The sequence below is a fragment of the Bacteroides luti genome (genome assembly GCF_900128905.1).
GTDB lineage: Bacteria > Bacteroidota > Bacteroidia > Bacteroidales > Bacteroidaceae > Bacteroides > Bacteroides luti.
In genome coordinates this window covers 345653-365735 of record NZ_FQTV01000002.1, presented here as the reverse complement: position 1 = coordinate 365735, position 20083 = coordinate 345653, and the positions used below count along the sequence as shown (strand labels likewise).

Annotated in this window: 10 protein-coding genes and 1 pseudogene; 4 read left to right on the top strand and 7 right to left on the bottom strand. The window is 39.7% G+C overall.

Annotated features, from left to right (window positions below; genetic code table 11):
• Positions 1-30 precede the first annotated feature (30 nt).
• Entirely contained in the window at positions 31-4077 is a 4047-nt protein-coding gene (locus BUC21_RS03260; protein WP_073399108.1) for a hybrid sensor histidine kinase/response regulator transcription factor, read from the top strand.
• A gap of 25 nt (positions 4078-4102) precedes the next feature.
• Here BUC21_RS03260 and BUC21_RS03255 read toward each other — a convergent pair whose 3' ends face one another.
• Both BUC21_RS03255 and BUC21_RS03250 read right to left on the bottom strand, forming a co-directional pair.
• Positions 4103-6193 (bottom strand): six-hairpin glycosidase, encoded by a 2091-nt coding sequence (locus BUC21_RS03255; protein ID WP_073399106.1) that lies wholly within the window; start codon positions 6191-6193, stop codon positions 4103-4105.
• Between the two features lie 12 nt (positions 6194-6205).
• Positions 6206-6727: a GNAT family N-acetyltransferase gene (locus tag BUC21_RS03250; RefSeq protein WP_245797051.1), complete on the bottom strand. Its 522-nt coding sequence runs from the start codon at positions 6725-6727 to the stop codon at positions 6206-6208.
• A 153-nt stretch (positions 6728-6880) separates the two neighbouring features.
• Between BUC21_RS03250 and BUC21_RS03245 the strand changes: the two genes are divergently transcribed.
• Both BUC21_RS03245 and BUC21_RS03240 read left to right on the top strand, forming a co-directional pair.
• The gene (locus BUC21_RS03245) at positions 6881-8608 is read left to right on the top strand and encodes an ABC transporter ATP-binding protein (protein WP_073399102.1); all 1728 of its coding nucleotides are present in this window, start codon (positions 6881-6883) and stop codon (positions 8606-8608) included.
• Positions 8598-10352: an ABC transporter ATP-binding protein gene (locus BUC21_RS03240; RefSeq protein ID WP_073399100.1), complete on the top strand. Its 1755-nt coding sequence runs from the start codon at positions 8598-8600 to the stop codon at positions 10350-10352. The genes BUC21_RS03245 and BUC21_RS03240 overlap by 11 nt, the downstream gene beginning before the upstream one ends.
• Positions 10353-10700: 348 nt before the next feature.
• Here BUC21_RS03240 and BUC21_RS03235 read toward each other — a convergent pair whose 3' ends face one another.
• The 4 genes and pseudogenes from BUC21_RS03235 to BUC21_RS03225 all read right to left on the bottom strand — a co-directional run bounded on the left by BUC21_RS03235 (position 10701) and on the right by BUC21_RS03225 (position 18083).
• Positions 10701-13133, bottom strand: a complete 2433-nt coding sequence (locus BUC21_RS03235) for a family 43 glycosylhydrolase (protein WP_262483228.1) — start codon at positions 13131-13133, stop codon at positions 10701-10703.
• Between the two features lie 48 nt (positions 13134-13181).
• Positions 13182-14228: pseudogene (locus BUC21_RS16575) on the bottom strand (glycoside hydrolase family 43 protein); the annotation flags it as partial.
• A gap of 224 nt (positions 14229-14452) precedes the next feature.
• Positions 14453-16543: a helix-turn-helix domain-containing protein gene (locus BUC21_RS03230; protein WP_073399096.1), complete on the bottom strand. Its 2091-nt coding sequence runs from the start codon at positions 16541-16543 to the stop codon at positions 14453-14455.
• A 127-nt stretch (positions 16544-16670) separates the two neighbouring features.
• Positions 16671-18083, bottom strand: a complete 1413-nt coding sequence (locus BUC21_RS03225; protein WP_073399094.1) for a DUF1593 domain-containing protein — start codon at positions 18081-18083, stop codon at positions 16671-16673.
• Positions 18084-18184: 101 nt separating this feature from the next.
• Here BUC21_RS03225 and BUC21_RS03220 point away from each other — a divergent pair, with 101 nt between their 5' ends.
• On the top strand, positions 18185-18697 hold the full coding sequence (locus tag BUC21_RS03220; RefSeq protein WP_175550465.1) for a Fic family protein: 513 nt from the start codon (positions 18185-18187) through the stop codon (positions 18695-18697).
• Between the two features lie 139 nt (positions 18698-18836).
• Here BUC21_RS03220 and BUC21_RS03215 read toward each other — a convergent pair whose 3' ends face one another.
• The gene (locus BUC21_RS03215; protein WP_073399090.1) at positions 18837-19949 is read right to left on the bottom strand and encodes a Fic family protein; all 1113 of its coding nucleotides are present in this window, start codon (positions 19947-19949) and stop codon (positions 18837-18839) included.
• Positions 19950-20083 lie beyond the last annotated feature (134 nt).

Genomic DNA, 20083 nt, shown 5'->3' with positions numbered 1-20083 from the left:
CTCTTAAATTCACATTTTTTGGCTATATCCATGAAGAAACGACATATCTTAATTTTCGCAATATCTATTTTACTAATCCCGTTCCAACTTAAAGCTAACACTTTTAGTTTTCGTCATTATAAAGTCGAAGATGGATTAGCTTTCAATACAGTAAGAAGTATTATTCAGGACCGAAGAGGCTTTATGTGGATTGGCACAGAAGATGGTCTTAATCGTTTCGATGGATACACATTTAAAGAATTCCGGAGTAAAGCAAACAGCAAAAATTCGATTGGCAGTAACTATGTCGGTACACTGCTTGAAGATAGTAATGGGGATATATGGATAGGAACTGATAATGGAGTTTATATCTATCATCCCACAACCGAAAAGTTTATCCGGTTAGAAACCAAAACCAACAAAGGTGTTATCTGTTCGTCTTCCATTAATAATATTGTGGAAGACAAGCTAAAAAATATATGGCTATCGACTTATGGTCAGGGAATTTTCTGTTATAACCTGAATTCCGGGGAATTAGAACAATTTAATGTAATAAATGAAGGTTCTGCAAAAAGCAACTACAATTTCATCAACTACATTTATGTTGATCACAACAATCTTGTATGGGCTGCCCCCAAAACACCCAGCAGTCCTCTAATCTTCTTTAATCGTCCAAAAAAACAATTTCAAATAGTCCCTTTAAAGTTAAACAGTACGAAAAAGAATACATTTTCCGTCTATAAGATTTTCGAAGATTCACAGAATAACTTTTGGTTAGGAACATGGGATAAAGGATTGTGTAAACTTGACATAAAAAGTAAGAAAGTAACTAGCTACTTATCTCCACAATCTCCCGGAGGAATTATACATATTCACGAAATAAATGAATATAAGCCCAACTTATTGCTTATAGGTTCTGATGATGGATTAAGCCTTTTCAACATAAAGACTCTGCAACATCAGTTGCTTACCTCAAGCGAAACAAATCCTTCATCCATTTCCGATAACTTTGTTTATCCCATCTTCAAAGATCGTGAAGGAGGTATCTGGATAGGAACGTATTTTGGTGGAGTGAATTATGTTTCTCCAAACAACGGATTGTTTGAACGTTATACCCACTCCAAATATGTAAATTCAGTAAATGGCAATGTCATCAGTCGATTTACGGAGGATAGAAATGGTAATATATGGATTGCTTCTGATGATGGCGGACTAAATGTTCTCAACACCCAAACAGGATATTTCTCTGCTTATATGCCTCAAAAGGGTAAAAACAGCATTTCTTACCATAATGCTCATGCTCTATGCTGGGATGATGATAAACTATGGATTGGGACTTATTCCGGAGGCCTGAATGTGCTCGATACCAAAACCGGGATTTTTAAATATTATAATGCAGAAGAAGCTAATCCTAAGACACTTGATGGCGGAAGTATCTATGCGATCTATAAAGACAAAGAAAAAAGAATGTGGGTGGCCAGCATGTCTGGAGCAAATCTTTATAACCGTAAAACAGATAATTTTACCCGCGTAAAACATTTTAATGCCACTACCATTGACATAACACAAGATAATAAAGGACTGTTATGGTTTGCCACTCAGGGAAAAGGTTTGTTCAGACTAAATCCCAAGACTAATCAATGGCGTAATTACAGTACCCTAACAGAGCAGGGAATATCAGTGCCATGTAGTCAAATGAACTGTTTACGCGTTGATCATAAAGGACAGCTATGGCTTGGTACCTCCTGCGGTCTATGCAAATATGATTATGCTAAAGATATTTTCACTATAATACCTCTCAATATTCCAAGCAATACTATTTGCTGTATAATTGAAGACAATAACAATCTTTGGTTGACAACTTCCAAAGGACTAGTCCGGTATAATACAATTAGCGGAGTCTATCAGGTTTTTACTCAAAGCGATGGATTATTAAGTGATCTTTTCATGTTTAATTCAGGATTTAAAAGTTCAAAAGGTAAAATTTATATTGGAACAGCCAATGGCTTTAATGCTTTTTGTCCCAAAAAAGTAGTAGCTAATAAATGTCTGCCTCCCGTTGCTATTACCAACCTGGAGATATATAACAAAGATGTTGAAATAGGAGAAGACGGACCGCTGACTAAAGCAATCAGTTCAATGGATCAGATTGATTTATCCTATAAAGATAATGTATTCAGCCTTAGTTACGTGGCATTAAGTTACAGCACTCCAGAGAAGAATATGTACGCCTATAAGTTAGAAGGATTCGACAAAGAATGGAACCATGTAAACAGACAACACAAAGCAACTTACACAAACTTACCTGCAGGCGAATACATTTTCCGTGTAAGAGCTTCCAACAATGATGGACTTTGGAATAATGAAGGAACGTCTGTAAAAATCGTAATCCACCCTCCATTCTGGCTTACTATCGGCTTTAAAATTCTATATATTATTCTTATAGCCGGAGGTATTGTCTTTTTATTAAGAAGCATTAATCAGCGTAGCGAAAGGAAACACAAAGAGAAGATTAAAGAATTAAATCAGGAAAAAGAAAAGGAACTATATGATGCCAAGATTAGTTTCTTTACAATGATAGCACACGAAATACGTACCCCGGTTTCGCTTATTATCGGACCTCTTGAGAAAATAATGAATGCCGGTTTTAATATTCCCGAAAAGATTTCTAACGATCTGAATATAATAGAGCGTAACAGCCAGCGATTGCTGTTATTGGTAAATCAGTTGCTCGACTTCCGTAAAGCTGAACAAGGTTCACTTACTATCTCTTTTACCAAACAGAATGTTCACGATCTGCTGCTTTACACATTCGATAGGTTTAAACCAATGTTGGAACAAAAAGGCGTTGAATTTATCTTCAATTGTCCTGATAAAAAGCTGGAAGCAGATATCGATCAGGAAGCACTGACTAAGATTGTAAGCAATCTGCTTACTAACGCAATGAAATTCACCGAAAGCCAAATTGAACTTTCATGCGTATCATATCCGGATGCCAATACATTCAGAATAAAGGTTACCGACAATGGACCAGGTATTTCCGATCAGGAGAAAGAGAAAATCTTCCTTCCTTTCTATCAGATATCATCCAATACAAAGCCAGGAACAGGAATCGGTCTTTCATTGGTAAAGACTCTTGTTGATGCCCATAACGGAACTATTTCTGTTGAAGATGCTGAAGATAAAGGAGTTTCGTTTGTTGTTAATTTACCAATTAAGAACGCATTGTCTGGTGAAAATAACAACAGTTCAGCAAAACCTGTTTCCATGCCCGATTTGAAAAGCACCATTAACAGTTCTGAGCAAAACATAGAAATAGCTCCAGTTATCAATAAAGAAAAACCATTACTACTAATTGTTGAAGATAATGCCGACATGCGCAACTTCCTGCAAGAAAGTTTCTCTGCAGATTATCAGATTATTACTGCCGAAGATGGTATAGATGGTTTGGAGAAACTTAAGACCTGTGAAGCGAGCCTTATTATCAGCGACTTAATGATGCCGCGTATGGATGGTCTGCAATTCTGTTCTGCCCTAAGAAACAATATTCTACTAAGTCATATCCCTGTGGTATTGCTTACAGCAAAAACAGATCTTAGTTCTAAGATTGAAGGTATGAATTGTGGTGCGGATGCATACATAGAAAAGCCATTCTCTATTAATTTCCTGAAAGCTCAGATTAAAAACCTGATTGAATCCAGAAAGAAACTGCGCCAAAAGTTCTCAGAACTGCCATTTGTTCCACTCAAAAGTATTGCCGGGAATAATGCTGACGAAGAATTTCTAACCAGAATGAATACTATTATTGAAAAGAACATATCAAATGTAGATTTCTCAATCGATTCACTGGCAGAGCAGTTATGTATTAGCCGTTCAGGACTTTTCGCCAAAATAAAAACGTTGGCAGAAATCACTCCTAACGAGCTTATTCAGGTTGTTCGATTAAAGAAGGCTGCTGAGTTACTTACTGAAAATAAATACCGGATAAATGAAATTGCTTATATGGTTGGATTCAATAACCCATCCTATTTCTCCAAATGTTTCCAGAAACAATTCGGTATTCGTCCAGGAGATTTCATTAATAAGAAAGAGAGCTGACCAATCTCTTTTCTTATTGATAAATTTATAGTCGGGAAAGTTTGAAATTTAAATTGTTATTGTTTACAAGATAATAATAAACCAAAGCCCAGTCCTGATCATTAGCAAAAGGATCATAGAAGTGCGCTTTTTTACCGTTTATTTTATTGGGATAGATAAAAGCGCATGAAGCCTTTCCATCTTCAAAAAACAAGCACAGATTATTACGGACAATATTTTCGGCACGTTTCTGATAAGACAGATCTTCGGTACATTCAGCATAAAGACTGTATGCCAAAGCCGACAAAGTGCTCCAGTAATGAGGAAATACATCTCCCCAGAATTCACGTTTGCCAAACCAGTAACCATCCCAGTGCCGTATCGCAATATCATTTAAATGATAGCTTGGCTGCAATCCGGCAAAAGCTTCCAGTAAAGGTAGCTGTTCTTTGGCTCCATCCAGATATTTCAGTTCTTTAGTCACTTCGTACATCCGAAGAAGATGAATTATTGCCGGTGCAACAATACTCTGCTCATAATTAACCTCACTACGCGGATAAAAGCAGCCATTCATCAGATAATTATCAGCAGTAAGCCTGTAATCATTCATCAGGCTATCCGCTTCCAAAGTAAACTGATTATTCTTTAGCATTGAATATGCTTTTACCGGAATATCAATTGCATAAAAGCCATGACCAAAGTTACGATACATAGCCCGCATGGTTTTATATGAATCCATAAGAAATTGCTTTTCTCCGGTTATGTTAAACATTTCCAGATAAAAATTAGCTACCCACGGATAGTTATATGCACGATTACGCCCTGAATGATCAATACGCGACCAGGTATTCCCATCCTTATCCTGCAGTTTCCTTACAAAACTGGCATATTTCAGTAGTGATTCCTTTATTTGCGGATCTTTAGTCCGCTGATATTGCAAAGCAAGAAACACTCCCATTCCCAAGCGTTCGCGTCCTTCGTCACGGTCACTACTACTAACAGAAGGAGCATTATTTAGAAATATCTCATTCTTTTCATTGTCATACACCATATAGGCACCATATCTGGCATCATTCTTATTATTCATCTGCTGATGCTTAATAATAAAATCAGCTCGTTTTTTTAGAAGCTCTTCTTCGCCGGATATAACAAGACAAGAAACCTGTGTTCGTTTTCCTTTATTATAGTTCAGTTCAAAATTCATCTCCCCTTCCTTTATTGAAGGTATTTGAGCGATAATCTTATTACCACTTCGTTGAATTCCCATTTTATCTCCATTAATGGTAACATAAGGATGCTGCAAAGCTACCTCACTTTCGAACTCAACTGAAAGAATCTCATATTTCTGATAAATGTATTGTTTACTTTTTCCTAATACTATTCCACGTTTCAAAGCTTTTGCATAGAAATCAGCCTCTCCCTGATGTGAAAAAATTCTCCAGGCAAGTACGTAACTTTTTTTAGGTTTTAAAGTTATTGATTCCGGATTAAGAACAATCACCCCTCTGGTATTCGACGTTCCTTTCTCGCGCTGACGTTCCTTTATTTCATAACCAGTTACAGAACCACAGGTCAATACTAATCCCAGGTGAGGCGCACGTCCGCTCATGTGCATAGCATTTACATAAGCAGCACTTCCACCCGTCCATATATGAGCATTGGTGCGAGCATCAAAGCAGGTCTTTGCATCAGGATAATTATCATTAAAAGGAGTATTGATAGCGATATCCGTCAATGTAACTTTCTTCTTCCCTATATTAGTAAAAGTATATTTTTCTAGTAAATCACCGTTAACCGGTTTACGTTCAACACTGATTCTTATATTTCCGGCCATATAAATAACAACCGTAACATTACCTTCTTTCTTAATCTCAATTGGCTTTTGCCAGGAAAACAGAGAAATGTTATCAGGTGTTTCTATAGTAAAACGACCTAATCCCCAGCTATACTGTTTGCCAATCCAGGCGTATTGAGAACCATCCGTTGAAAGAATCCAGTTCATATTACGCACATCATTAGCTATAGATAGTTGTTTTACAGCCCCCGTTTCATCGTCAATAACCGATTCTATATTCTGTGCCGACGAAAATAAAGAGACTGTAGCGATTAATGCAAAAGCAAGCAATTTAAGGTTCATTTGTACTATTTATTAAAAACAAGATTTATTTTCCAGTTTCCACCATAATCCAGTATCAGTTTCCTTATATTTTTCCATTCCACATTTCTGTAAAACTCTTTGTGATGCATAATTATCTTTTTCAGTTTCTGCTATCACACATTTAATTCCTTTCTGTTCGAAAGCCCATTTACACATAGCTTCCAAAGTTTCGGTCATATATCCTTTTCCTTCGTAATCGTGATTTATACCATAACCTATTTCAACCTCTCCATTATCTCCCGGCAAGTTTTTAAAATCGGCACTCCCTATAGATTTATTCTCCGATCTCAGAATAATCTGCCAGTTGGTTAACCACAAATACTCTCCCGGATATTTTTGCGCTTCATTATATAGCCACTCCATTGCCTTTTGAGTATGTTCATCAAGTGGTTCATGTGAAGGAGTTAACAGCAGTTCTCTCTCTATTTCATCGATCCCCTTAATTAGCAACCCAAATTGGTCGAGAGTCAAAGGCTGAATACGCAAACGTTTGGTTTCTAAACTTATCATCATTTCTTTTTTTGAACAAAAATAAAAAAAGAAAGTTTATAAAAAACCACATTAACCCCAAGTTTGCAATATATTTATCTATGAATAAAGATTTTTTATATCTTCCGAATCAATATATATCTTGCAAATACCCTAATTTTGGGCAAAATTTAAAAAATGAAAGAAAGAAAAAATAGTAATTCAAGTTTGTTTGCCTTACTTAAACCTTATGCAAAGATGAACGGCATGATGCTGGCATTTGCATTATTGAGTAATGTAATCAATCTGATTCTCCCTAAAATCATATCAAAAACAATAGACGGACTATCAAAAGGAGAAATAGATTTCAAGCTGATAGCCATTCTTTTTCTGGGAGCTTCATTCTTAATAAGTGTATTTACATTATTACAAAATGTGGTACAGACTTACACGGCAGAAAAGGTTGCTAAAGATACCCGCAATAAATTATCGGACAAGATTTTGCGACAAAGCTTTGCATACATACAGCAAGCCAACCCGTCAAAACTACTAACGAATCTAACTTCAGACATAGATTCCGTGAAGCAGTTTGTTTCACAGGCAGTAGTTTCTATTATCTCGTCCATATTTGTAATTATCGGAGTTATTATATTACTGTTCAGCATTAACTGGCAGCTAACTACAGCCATTCTTATAATTATTCCAGCAATATCGGGTGCATTTTACTTCACCATGCGAAAGGCTAAGCCTAAGTTTAAAAAGAGCCGGGAAGCTATTGACAACCTGAATCTGGTTATCAATGAAAGTATTCTTGGGTCAATGCTTATACGTATAATGAATGCTCAACAAAAGGAATACAACAAGTTTATCAATTCCAATATCGAAGCCCGGAATATAGGACTTTCTATTGTGGCACTCTTCTCCACCCTGATTCCGATAATATCATTCATTGCAGATGCATCCATACTTATAACAGTATTGCTGGGAGGACATTTTGTAATAAGCGATAGTATGACTCTGGGAGATTTTGCAGCATTTAACAGCTACCTGTCCATTCTGTTTTTTCCGATTATGGTGATAGGATTTATGAGTAATATTATTTCTCAGGCCAGTGTTTCATATAAGAGAGTTAAAGATGTTCTCGAAGCTCCTGAAACTGTGGAAGAAGGTAAAATCACAGGAGAAATAACCGGAAATATCGAAGTAGACAATGTTTCTGTTATCTATAATGGTAAACCAGCATTGAAAGATATTTCATTCTCTGTCAAAGCTGGTAGTCGCATAGCAGTTATCGGACCTACGGCTGCAGGTAAAAGTCAATTGTTATATGCATTAACCGGACTAATTACACCTAATTTCGGAACAATCAAGTTCGACGATAACGAGGTTAACCAATACAATGCGGAAACATTTCACAGTCAGGTAGGATTTGTTTTTCAGGATAGTATCATTTTTAATGTGAGCATTCGAGAAAATATAGCTTTCAGCAATCAGGTTACAGAAGAATCTTTTGAGAAAGCCATTGATACTGCCGAACTGAGAGACTTTGTAAATAATCTCCCAAACAAGCTTGATACAATGGCTAGCGAAAGAGGGACCAGTCTTTCCGGTGGACAGAAGCAGCGAATTATGCTGGCTCGTGCTTTGGCTCTTAACCCCAAAGTGCTTCTTCTCGATGATTTTACTGCGAGAGTAGACAATAAAACCGAGAAGAAAATATTAAAGAACATCGAAGAAAATTATCCGGGAATTACCCTTATATCTATCTCGCAGAAAGTTTCGTCCATTAAAAATTTCGACCAGATAGTGCTTATCATGGAAGGTGAAATGATTGCGAAAGGCACTCACCAGGAACTAATAAATAATTGCACAGAGTATATTCAAATATATAACTCCCAGAAAAGTACCCATTTTTATGAACTATAAATTATCACATACAGAAGAACAGAAAAGTATAACAAAACTTAACTACAAGAAGTTCTGGGAATTACTGAAAGATGAGAAAAAGAGTCTCATTATCTGTACCATTAATATTCTTATTAATGCCGTACTTAATATGGTAGCACCTTTTCTGATTGGTATTGCAGTCAATCAGTACATGCAAACCAAGCAGTACGGTGGTGTGCTGACTATTGCCTGTTACTTGCTTTTAATCTATCTGGGAGTATTGGCAACCGGAGCTATTCAGGGAAAAGTGATGGGTGGCGTGGGACAAAGAATGCTTTTTAAAATCCGCAATCTTCTTTTCTGGAAACTTCAGGAATTGCCTGTAGATTTCTTCTATCAGAATAAATCGGGCGACCTAATTTCGAGGATAAACAATGATACCGATAAACTGAATCTGTTTTTCTCACAATCACTTATTCAGTTTATGAATAGTGTGTTCTTTATTGCAGGGGCAGCTACCGCTTTACTATGTATAAACTTCAGGCTTGGAGCCACAGCTCTGGCTCCGGCCATCGTCCTTTGGGGATTCACCAAAGCTTCTTCCAGATGGGTGAAAAAGAAGAATGAAAAAAGCATGAAAACAATGGGCGACCTCAGTGCCGAAGTTCAGGAGAACCTGACAAACTTTAAAGTTATCATAGCATTCAACAGACGCGATTATTTCAAACAGAAATTCGACGAAAGTAATGAGAAGAATTATCAAGCTTCAGTAAAAGCCGGTCTGGCCAATAATGTTTTCCTTCCAATATATAGTTTTTGCTCAAACGTGGGACAGTTTATTGTACTGGCCTTTGGTATTTACCTTATCATGCAAGGAAGCTTCACCGTTGGGTTCTTAATCAGTTTTCTAACTTATATCAATTACTTTTATGATCCATTGAGACGTATAGCCACTTTATGGACAAGCTTCCAGATAGCTCTTGCAGCCTGGGATCGTATATCACATATACTCTCCATGGAAAGTAATCTTCCGGTTATGGAGTGTAAAAAAACTGAAGATCCGTCCAATCTGCTATCATTCAAAGATGTAACATTCACCTATCCCAACGGTAATGAAGTGCTAAAGCATATCAGTTTCAATCTGGAAGCAGGTAAAACTTATGCATTTGTGGGACCTACCGGTGGAGGAAAAACAACAACAGCTTCACTTATAGCCCGACTTTACGACCCTACAAAAGGAACTATTTTCTTTGAAGGAAAAGATATACGTTGCTATAAATCGGAAGAAAGAGCCAGAAATATTGGATTCATCTTGCAAGATCCATTCCTCTTCTCAGGAACAGTACTCGATAATATTACCTATGGAAATGACGAATTTAGCAAATTATCAGAAAAAGAATCAATTAAGAAAATAGAAGAAGCCGGTCTGCACGAATTAATAGATAAGTTTGATAACGGACTACAAACAACCATTAATCTGAACAGCGAAGATATTAGTTTAGGACAAAAGCAACTCATAGCCTTTATGAGAGCCGTGCTTCGCAAGCCCAAACTGCTTATTTTAGACGAAGCCACTGCTAACATTGATACTGTAAGCGAACAATTGCTTGAAGATATTCTGCAACAGTTACCAAGTAGCACTACAAAAGTGATCATCGCTCACCGATTGAATACAATCGCAAACGCTGATGAAATTTACTTTGTAAATTCGGGAACTGTAGTCAAAGCCGGTTCGCCGCAAGATGCTGTTAATCTGTTGCTGCATGGGAAGAGGGAGAGCTAAAATACTCTATAAGTGAATTATAAATGAGTATAAAGCACCAAACAAGATTGGCTTCCTGCTATCACGAGGATTCAAACTCTGTCCAATAGAAGTGAAGTCTGCAGGGTACAGCACCCACAACTCACTTGACTAATTCTGCAAGAAACTCTCCAAGCACATCAATAACCATTACCTGTGTACTCTAAGGATCTGCTCAAAGACGAACAGACGCTGATGATTGCTGTGTATATGGTTGGATTGCTGTAGAAGGTTGCCGTACTTCACTTAATAGAAAATATACAAGCCCTTAAGGCTTTGTAAAAACTGCTGTACTTAAAGTCGCTTAACATGCGAAGTGAACCCTTTTGATTATTTAGATTCATACCTAAAATATTTATAGGTTATTGCACCTTTGCCCCAAGAAATAAGAGTCGGTCGTAGAGCAAGGAAGGAACGGTAGTTGTTGTGGTTGAAGGATGAGACATCAACATTGCTGGCAAGTTGGTTCCATATTTTGCCATCGGTGCTGTACTCCAAGAGGCAGATATTCTTGCGGTTTGTGATACGGAGACAGATACTCTTTTGCTTAACCTTTATTGTGGTAGATTCGGGTGGAGAACGGTAAGTGGTGAGTAGCTTGCCATCGAAGGTGATACCGGCAAAAGAGTTTTGCTTGTAGTAGAGGAGCAATCCTGCAGTAGCATTTTTCACCGATGTGATTTCAGTTTCTACCACATAACAACTGTCCATGGCTGTAGTCTGGAGGAGACGAGCCGCAGGAATACTATCTCCTTTTGCCAGAACAGTCATACCTTGTTTGCCATAGCCGATAGCATCAGGAGTGTATTCTGCCCAGAAAGTAAACTGCCATGGAAGCACTCCGAACGCTTCGTTCTTGCTGACATCAAAGGTTGTGAAATCGCAAGACAGGTTAGGTGCATTCATAACATTTGACTTTTCACCCTTCTCTCTTAACTCCCCAAGGACAGGCCATCCGTCTTCTGTCCATTCTATCGGATCAACGAGCGTGTGGCGTCCTAGTGTATGCATATCCTTCAGGTAGGCATGATAGACAAACCACCAGTTGCTCTCTGCATCATCAATGAGTGTGCCATGTCCACGGCTCCACCATTGGTCGTTAGTGTCCCAAGTGTGTACGAGAGGGTTATATGGTGAGTTTTCCCAAGGACCAAGAGCAGACTTACTGCGAGCCACTACAGCCATGTGACTGGTTGCAGGACCGGCAGTACCACCCTCAGCACTTACCAAATAATAGTAGTCACCTCGTTTTACAATCTTTGGAGACTCAAGATACATGTTCCTGCCCTCAGTCTTCCATGTGCGAGGAAATTGCCAGCCAGCGTACACAGTGTCAGCCACACCGTCGGCATGAAAACCATCATCTGTAAGTTTGGTTACAGCCCCCTTATCAGTGTAGAGGTAGCGAGTTCCATCAGCAGTCACCACATGCCCCGGGTCAATGCCTTTCACACCTGTAAGTATTGGCTCGCTCCAAGGGCCACGAATATCATTGGCCCAAATCACATAATTCTCCTTGCGTGCGGAAGGATAATAGATATAGAACTTGCCGTCATGCTTCAGTATCTCTGGTGCCCAAAGTGCATCCTTAGGCTGGATAAGAGGACGAGCTATTGGCTCCCAGTTTACGAAGTCGGTAGAGTGCCATATAAGCAATCCAGGTGAATAGTTCATTGGCGAGTGAGTCATGTAGAAGTCCTTGCCATCACGCATGATTGAAGGATCGGCGTAGTCGCCCGCCATCGCTACCTTCGTAGGAAATGGGGAATGAAGGTTGAAATGTGAATAATTTGGAATATTATTACTGACTCTATGTACCCTACCTTCATTGACGTGGGTAGGACGGACAGGTAATATCTCTCCATTCTCATCAAAGAGCATGCGGTCGATGCATACCTCACGCGTCCAACCTGCATCCTTACCTTTTTCTATTGCATCTGGATAGCGGAAACGGTGGTAAACGATGTACCACTCATCTGTACCCGGAATGCATATAGTGCTATGATGACCTGTGCAATAGATTCCACGTGCAGAATCCTTCTGCAGGATAATCTTACACTTGCTTGGATCAAGCTTTTTGGTTGGTGAATCGGAAGAAATATATCTCACCTGATAGTCAGGCGTGCGCACATCATTCTTCGACCACATAAAATAGTATTTGCCATCGCGGTAAAACACATGAGTGCCTTCACTGTAGAATTCGTTTGAGTCGATCAGAGTGAACATAGTCTCTGGTTTAATAGAGAGCATGTCGTCTGAGAGTTCTGCACCAACCATGTAGTAATTTCCCCAATAAAGGTAATACTTGCCACTCACAGGATCGTGGAATACATCAGGGTCGATGTTCTGACCACGCTTGAATCCCAAAGGGCGCTCAACTCCAACGACTGGAGTATCAATAGTAATGAATGGTCCTGCAGGATCGTCTGCTACAGCCACAGCAATCTGTTTGTCAGCACTATAATAAAAGTAGTATTTGTAAGAAACATCCTCAACAGTCTTCTTGCCAACCTTCTTCTTTGTCACAATCTTTTTCTCAATACACGTAGGTGCCCAGAAATTATGTTCTGCAAAACTGGCAGTGTTCTTTCCGCTCTCAATGATCTTACCTTCACTCTTCCAATTCTGCAAATCGGTTGAAGAGAAGCAATTCATATCTCGTGTGTCCCAACCTCTGAAGCCATCAGTAGTAGGATAAATATAATATTTCTGGTTCTTCTCGCTCCACATGATGTAAGGATCACCATAAAGTCCGTTGATCACAGGATTATGGTTGATAATAGATGTCTGATGGTTTCGATTGCCCCATGCCTCAAGTCGGTCGTACTCCTCCTTGGCCAGTCGCATGAACGAACCGTGCTGAGGATGCTTCACACCCTGGATGTCCTCTGTATCGTAATATTTTTTTAGATATTTATCAGCCTTGCATATACGATACTTGTGAGGACGGTCGCTATACTGAACGTATGCCACACGCCACTCGTCATCGCCAATAAGCTGGAAGGCACTTGCCCCCTCGCACTTCTTGTTGCCCTCGAAATTCACAAAATCCCCTTCGTCAGGCTCTGGCCAAGGACCAAGCAACGACTTAGCCTTTGTGTGGAAGATACCAGGATGACCACCTTCCTTCTTGATGAGCATATGATACTTGTGGTCGCTCTCAAGATAGTTGATGTCAGCATCGATGGTGGCATATCCCCAGTCAAAGAGTACACGGGGCTTGGTAAGTTTAGTGAACGAACGATCAGCATACGAATACACCATGCGGTCATACCCATCGTCCTCATTTGTGCTCCAAATGGAATAATACACAAAATATCCACCCTTAGTGCCATCCTTCCACTTGTACGATGGGTCCCAAAAAACCTGTGGAGCCCACACACGGTTGATCTTCTTCCAGTCCCATGCCGCTCCGGACTTAGTAACAGGATCCGGACTTTCCGGGTCGCAGAATATCTCCGGACCCTTACGAAAATCAAATGTAGTGGTAGTCCAGTGAATCAGGTCATCGCTCTTCATCAGATTGATGCCGTAGTTCCACCAGCACTTCGATATACGATTACACATGTCTGTAGTCACCATCAGGTACCCCTTGTCATCGTCAGACTTACGACAGATGTAGGCATCGCGGGCACCACCCTCGATAGGTGACGTAACAGCGGGATCCATCACAGCATTACCATCAAGCAAGTCATGATAGTGAATGCCATCGCGACTAAGTGCGTAAGCTGTCCATTCGCCATTGTCAGCCATGTGGCAATAGAGATAACCGTAGTCACCCTTCTGCAGATTCTGAGCGAACGATAAAGATAACGATAGCGATAACGCTAACAATAATAATGTTCTTTTGATATTCATTTTATTAGTTTGGGTATTAGTCCTTTTTTTCGTTTGCAAAATTACACATATTTTAATTTAAGAAATAGAACTATTATCTCAACGTATTGTACATATTTATCAAATGATTGAACTTCGACTATCAGGATTACACTATTATCTCACAGAAATAGTATTATTATGCTACATTACCATAAAAAGAGCAGGACTCTTATTTTTAAGTCCTGCCCTTAATTGTTTTCTTATTATTTGTATTGCAATGGTTGCACGCCATACACTTCCTTGAATCGCCGATTGAAGTAACTGGCACTGGAGAAACCAACCTTATATGCTATTTCGGCCACGGTGTACTCATGAGTCTTAAGGAGTTGACAAGCATGATGGAGACGGATTGAACGTATGAATTCGGTAGGTCGGAGGTCAATACCTGCTGTTTCAAACTTCCGATAAAGACCTGCACGGCTGGTGCCCATATCTTTGGCAAATTGTTCTATGTCGTACCCTGTGTTGTCGAGATTATGTTCTACAAGTGAGGTTGCTTTCTGAAGGAAATCCTGAGCAATAGATGATTGGGGCGCATCAGCCGTAAATGGGGTGATTTCTGTCGGAGAGTCAGTAGAAGTGTCTTGAATGGCTTCTATATTAGAGTCGTATTTGGTAGGAAGTGTGACAATTCTGTCGATGCTGTTGAGTTCCTCTATCAAGTTACGAATTTTCAGGCTCATCATTGCCTTTTGACGCTGATTTCGAAGGATGGCGATAACAATAGTGATAACAAAAACCGCATAGAAGGTGTATGCCCACCATGTCTCCCACCAGTGTGGTTGTTTTATCAGAGTGAAACAAAGCGACTCCCCCATCCATCCACCTTCATCTGTAGCTTGAACCTCAAGTTGGTACGTACCTTTAGCTAGGTTAACAAACGAGAGAATGTTGACTCCACGTGGAAGAAGGTTCCACTCCCCATCGTTCACCTTATAACGGAAGTGCACATCTTCAGCATTGAGGTAATCGAAGGTGGTGAACTGCATCTCTACGCTATAGGTATTGGCAGGAATAGAGAACTTGCTTACGTTCATTGTCGTGTAATGCTTTTTACCGTCCACAATGATGCTGCTGACACTTGGACGCCTTCCTTGCGACGTGGAGTTGCCAATCTCAATGTAAGCACTGTCGCTGGTGAGATAGACCTTGTCGCCTTTAATGTAAGCATAATCAAAGTTGGACAACTTGATGTGATGGTTGTTGGTAGTGAGAATGCGATATTTGCCAGTCTCTGGCAGATATTCCTTTACGAAGTTCTCTGTCACTACCCAGATGTGCCCATCATGGTCGCAAACTATTCCCTTTACAATATCGCCTTCCTTTATACTGACGTGAGAGTCGAGGGTGAGTACTGCTGTAGTAGGATCGTATGAATATACTCCGCCATAGAGGTCACTCACCCATAGTTTACCATCCTTATTGATTGCAAGCTGATAGAAACCTGTATTCGTATTCAGTACGCGTACTGTTCCCTTGGCATCGCACTCGCAGAGCCCCATCTTGCCGGAGATGAAGTACACACCTCCTTGCGGACGGATAACCATCATGCGTACATTATTGTATATATGAGAATTGCGGTGCGCTGTGCCGTTGAGCTTGTTGTACACCACAAGTCCATCGAGGTCGCCAATATAGAGATGTCCCTTGCCGTCATCGAGCACGCAGGATATGCGGTTGAGAGTGTCGGCAACATCCACTGGCACATCGTGATACGTCAATGTGGTTGGATTGTACGCAGCATCATGCCTTACTATGCCAACATTGGAGTCAGCAAGAGTGAACTTCAACCTTGTCGTGTCGGCAGGAAGACTGCCGTCCTTAATGGCAATACGGTGATATTTTTTATCATAACAGTAAAGTCCAAGTTCTGATTCTATGATTATGCCACCAGATTTATCAAGCTGTATGTTTCGCACACGATTATGTACAAGGGCGGTGTCAATTGGAATGACGCTAAAGTCGCTTTTGTTCAATACATACGCTCCACGGTGAGTACCGAAAATAATGTTGCCACTCTTGTCCTCCACCACACACACCACAGTGTTACTTTCTCCTATGAGCATGCCACCTTTATAGTCGCTGCGGAACATGTCCATTTGGTACCCGTTGTAGCGGCAGAGTCCTCCTCCGTAGAGAGCGTACCATAAGTAGCCTTCAGAGTCGCGTATTACCATGGATACATCTTTCATTGGCAAAAGTCCATAACCTGGTAATGATTTGATGGCATTGTGCTGTGCTATACTTGCGAGGGCAATAACAATTGAGATTGCAAGGATTAGTATTCGTTTCATGATTAGTCACCATTTTGGCTGCAAAGGTAAAAAAAATAGTAAATAACAAAACTCTATCCATAATGAGTTATTAGATAAAAGAGAGAGCTAGGAAGATACAAAGAATGTTCACATTTTCCTGAATTTATTAATTCACATCAAAAATCACTCTCCTATAAGACACAAGATTGAAGGCACCATCATCATGCACTTCGCAAACGAAATGGATCGATTTTCCCGCAGCATCCTGAGGAATAGCAATATTGATTGAAGAGGATTTATTATTGCTGATTGTTATATTAGATTTATAACTGCCTGCTTCTGGTTGTTGCCACCAAAGGAATGAAAGATTATCGCCCTCGGAGTCTGTTGACTTTGAAGCATCAAGGTGGATGGTCTTACCCGCCTTCGCCTTTATATGAATTGGTGTAATACCCTTCTTTCCATTAATAATGACATATGGATTGGTATTTCCTTTGCCTTCATGCGCCCACTGCATACGAGCAGCGAAATCATTCAGCTCATCAGGATAGAAACGGCATTTATAGTTCTCGGTGATTGTCTTTTGTGGCTCTTGCCAACTGTTCCATGCATAAGTGATAGAGTCGGGACTAATGCCATAAGCATGACAACCACCCCACCCTGCCTGAGTTGGATCTTCTGGATCAGAAAGTCCGTTAGGCATTACATAGAGGAAAGATGGTGTATCACCTTCCACTCCCCACTTATAATGAGGATAAATACTGCCCATAGCACCATGCCCTTGAATGTACTGTTTATGCTTATCCCAATACTTCTTCCCAAGGTCGCACTGCAGTTGCCATGTTCCTTCATCCCAAATAAACTTTAGATCATCCTTAAATTCACGACGCATCCACATGTGGGAGCTGTAGGCTCGGTTCATGCGCATATCATATTTCATGTCCTGATCGGTAATTGTGTAAATGCGGAACTTATGGAGGAATGCCTTCAGTTGTTCTGGTGTGCGTGTCTGCTGCACTCGCCATATTGCTTGCGCAAGAGTGTTACCACCTCCCCAAGTGGCAACCCATATTGGCCGGTCATCATCTTCATCAGCCAGTTTTATAAGAAATTCGCTTCCAGGAGAATCATTGTCCTTACCAATTACCTTGATACCTGCACGATGACTTCCTGACATTACGCGACTGCGAATATACTCAACACTTGGCCAATAGCCTAACTGCTGCTTGCTATTCTCCTTGTCAATAGAAAGGAATGATGTTTGCGATGAGCGTGCCTTCAAATTTTGAACATCCTTTGCATAAGCATCAACCACTTTCGTGAGATTCTGCGCCCACTCTTCCGGATAAGGATCACAATTCCAGCCAATGGTGGTCATGATAGCCTCAATCTCGAAGCGATCAGCATAAGCCAAGAGTCTTACCACGGACTCCATATCATCAGGCTCAACATTACAATCTCCTATGTCGGTAAGAACCACAAGGCGTGGTTTCAGATTTTCCTTCCATTGCTTGGCTTGCTGCGCCATAAGCGGCAGAAACAAAAAGGAAAGCATTGATAATACGATTCGTTTCTTCATAATACAGATTTAATTTTATACAATACAGTAGGGTTAGTGCGACAAAGATATAAAGTTATTTTTGTAAACTTATTATATTTACTGTCAGAATGATTTTTTAGTTGTTAATATTGTTGCAACCCATTGGCGGAATTAAGCATGTACTGAGTGAAGACAAAAGACTTTCATTCTCTAACAATGAGTCATTGCGTGAATTTGTGATAACTATTGCAAGGAATGGCGTACACGACTTAGACACTAGCTCCGACACTTTTTCGGCAGACTTAGACACTGACTCTGACACTTCATCGAGAAACTCTGACACTAAAAGCAGCGACTTAGACACTGACTCTGACACTTTATCGAGAGACTCTGACACTAAAAGCAGCGACTTAGGCACTGACTCTGACACTTCAATACGAATTAAACTAAACAATAAGCAAAAAGATGTAGTGAATTTCTGTAGCGTGCCTCGTAGTAGTAAGGAAATATTAGAGAGAGTTGGCGTAAGTTATCATACTAAGAATATTGATAAATATATTAATTTTTTGGTTAATGCCGGCTACTTGGAAATGACCAATCCGGAAAATCCGAATGCAAGCAACCAAAAGTATCGTAAAAAAATAAAGAAATAAGGCATAAGTACAGTCATAAATAAATATATAATTATTTTGAACATGAACAGAATTTGAAGGTACTTTTCGTTTTCAATGACGATTTTCTAGACTTGAAGCTACAAGAAGCACGATAGCTAAAACATATTGTTCAGAATCGTTATGACTTAGAATTATAAATGGCTAATCCCTCTGCAGTCAACAAATACTTTTGTTTTGGGTGTTTTGGATTGTTTGGATATAGCATCACAACAAATCCTTCATTCATGGCAGGCGATAAGTAATTATCCATAAAATTTCCACGGTCCTTTAAGTTCATAACTGCCAGCATTTCTTTGATGGATAATTGCTGTTTACCTAAGGTCTTAATCAGACTTAGAATTGCAGGTGAACTTGTCGGGAGCTTGTCGGGTACTTGTCGGGTACTTGTCGGGTGTTGTTCGGAAATCCATTCATTGGGAGCATCAATTACCATATAACGATTCTTTAGCTCATTCTGTTCACCCATCATTAAGTTTCGGAAGAAACTGATCAAGAAACTCATATCCGGCTCAATGCCCTTGCGTACATTTCGGTAATTGGCACGAACCAGCGCATTTCGGAAATACCAAGAATTGTTGGCAAACAAATCATTGTTCACATCAAATCCAATGCTGCGTAAGTACTTGATGGTAAAAACGGCCGTGGTGCGAGTGTTACCTTCACCAAAGGGATGGATTTGCCAAATGCCAGAGACAAACTTAGCAATGTGGTTGACTACTTCGTCCATGGAAAGCCCTTTGTACGAAAAGTTTTTTTCCTGTTCCAAATCATATTCCAAGGCCTCTTTTAAGTCTTCTGCATTAACATACAGCACCGTGTCGCCACGAAGTACCCATTCCTTTTTCGTAATATCGTAATCACCAATTTTTCCAGCAAATTTAAAGATACCTTCAAACAATCTACGATGAATGGAAATGAAACCGGCAACAGAGAAAGCAAACGACTGTTCATTCAATATTCTTGCAATGCTGGCAGATACCTTGTCCGCCTCTTCCATTTCTTCATCTTCCGGTGTACGTACAGCCTTCGATTGGTAATATCCATTAATCAGTTTTTTCACTTCATCAATGCTAATATCGCCCTCAATATGTTTGCGTGCAGTATCCTTTAGATAGTCTGACGTCTTCAAACCATCTACAGCTTGCAGACCAATTGCTGTTTTCCAGGCAGAAGCCTTTTCTTGCTTATCGGGCTCAACACCACGAATATATGATTCAAAGTCGATATCCATTTCGTTATTAAATAAACATTACTCAATATATGGTGCAAATTAATCAAAAAAACAACTAACTAAAAGAATCTTTTAGCTAAAATCAAGATTTTAAATGCTAAATAACTTATAAAAAAAACTGTTGCGTGATTATG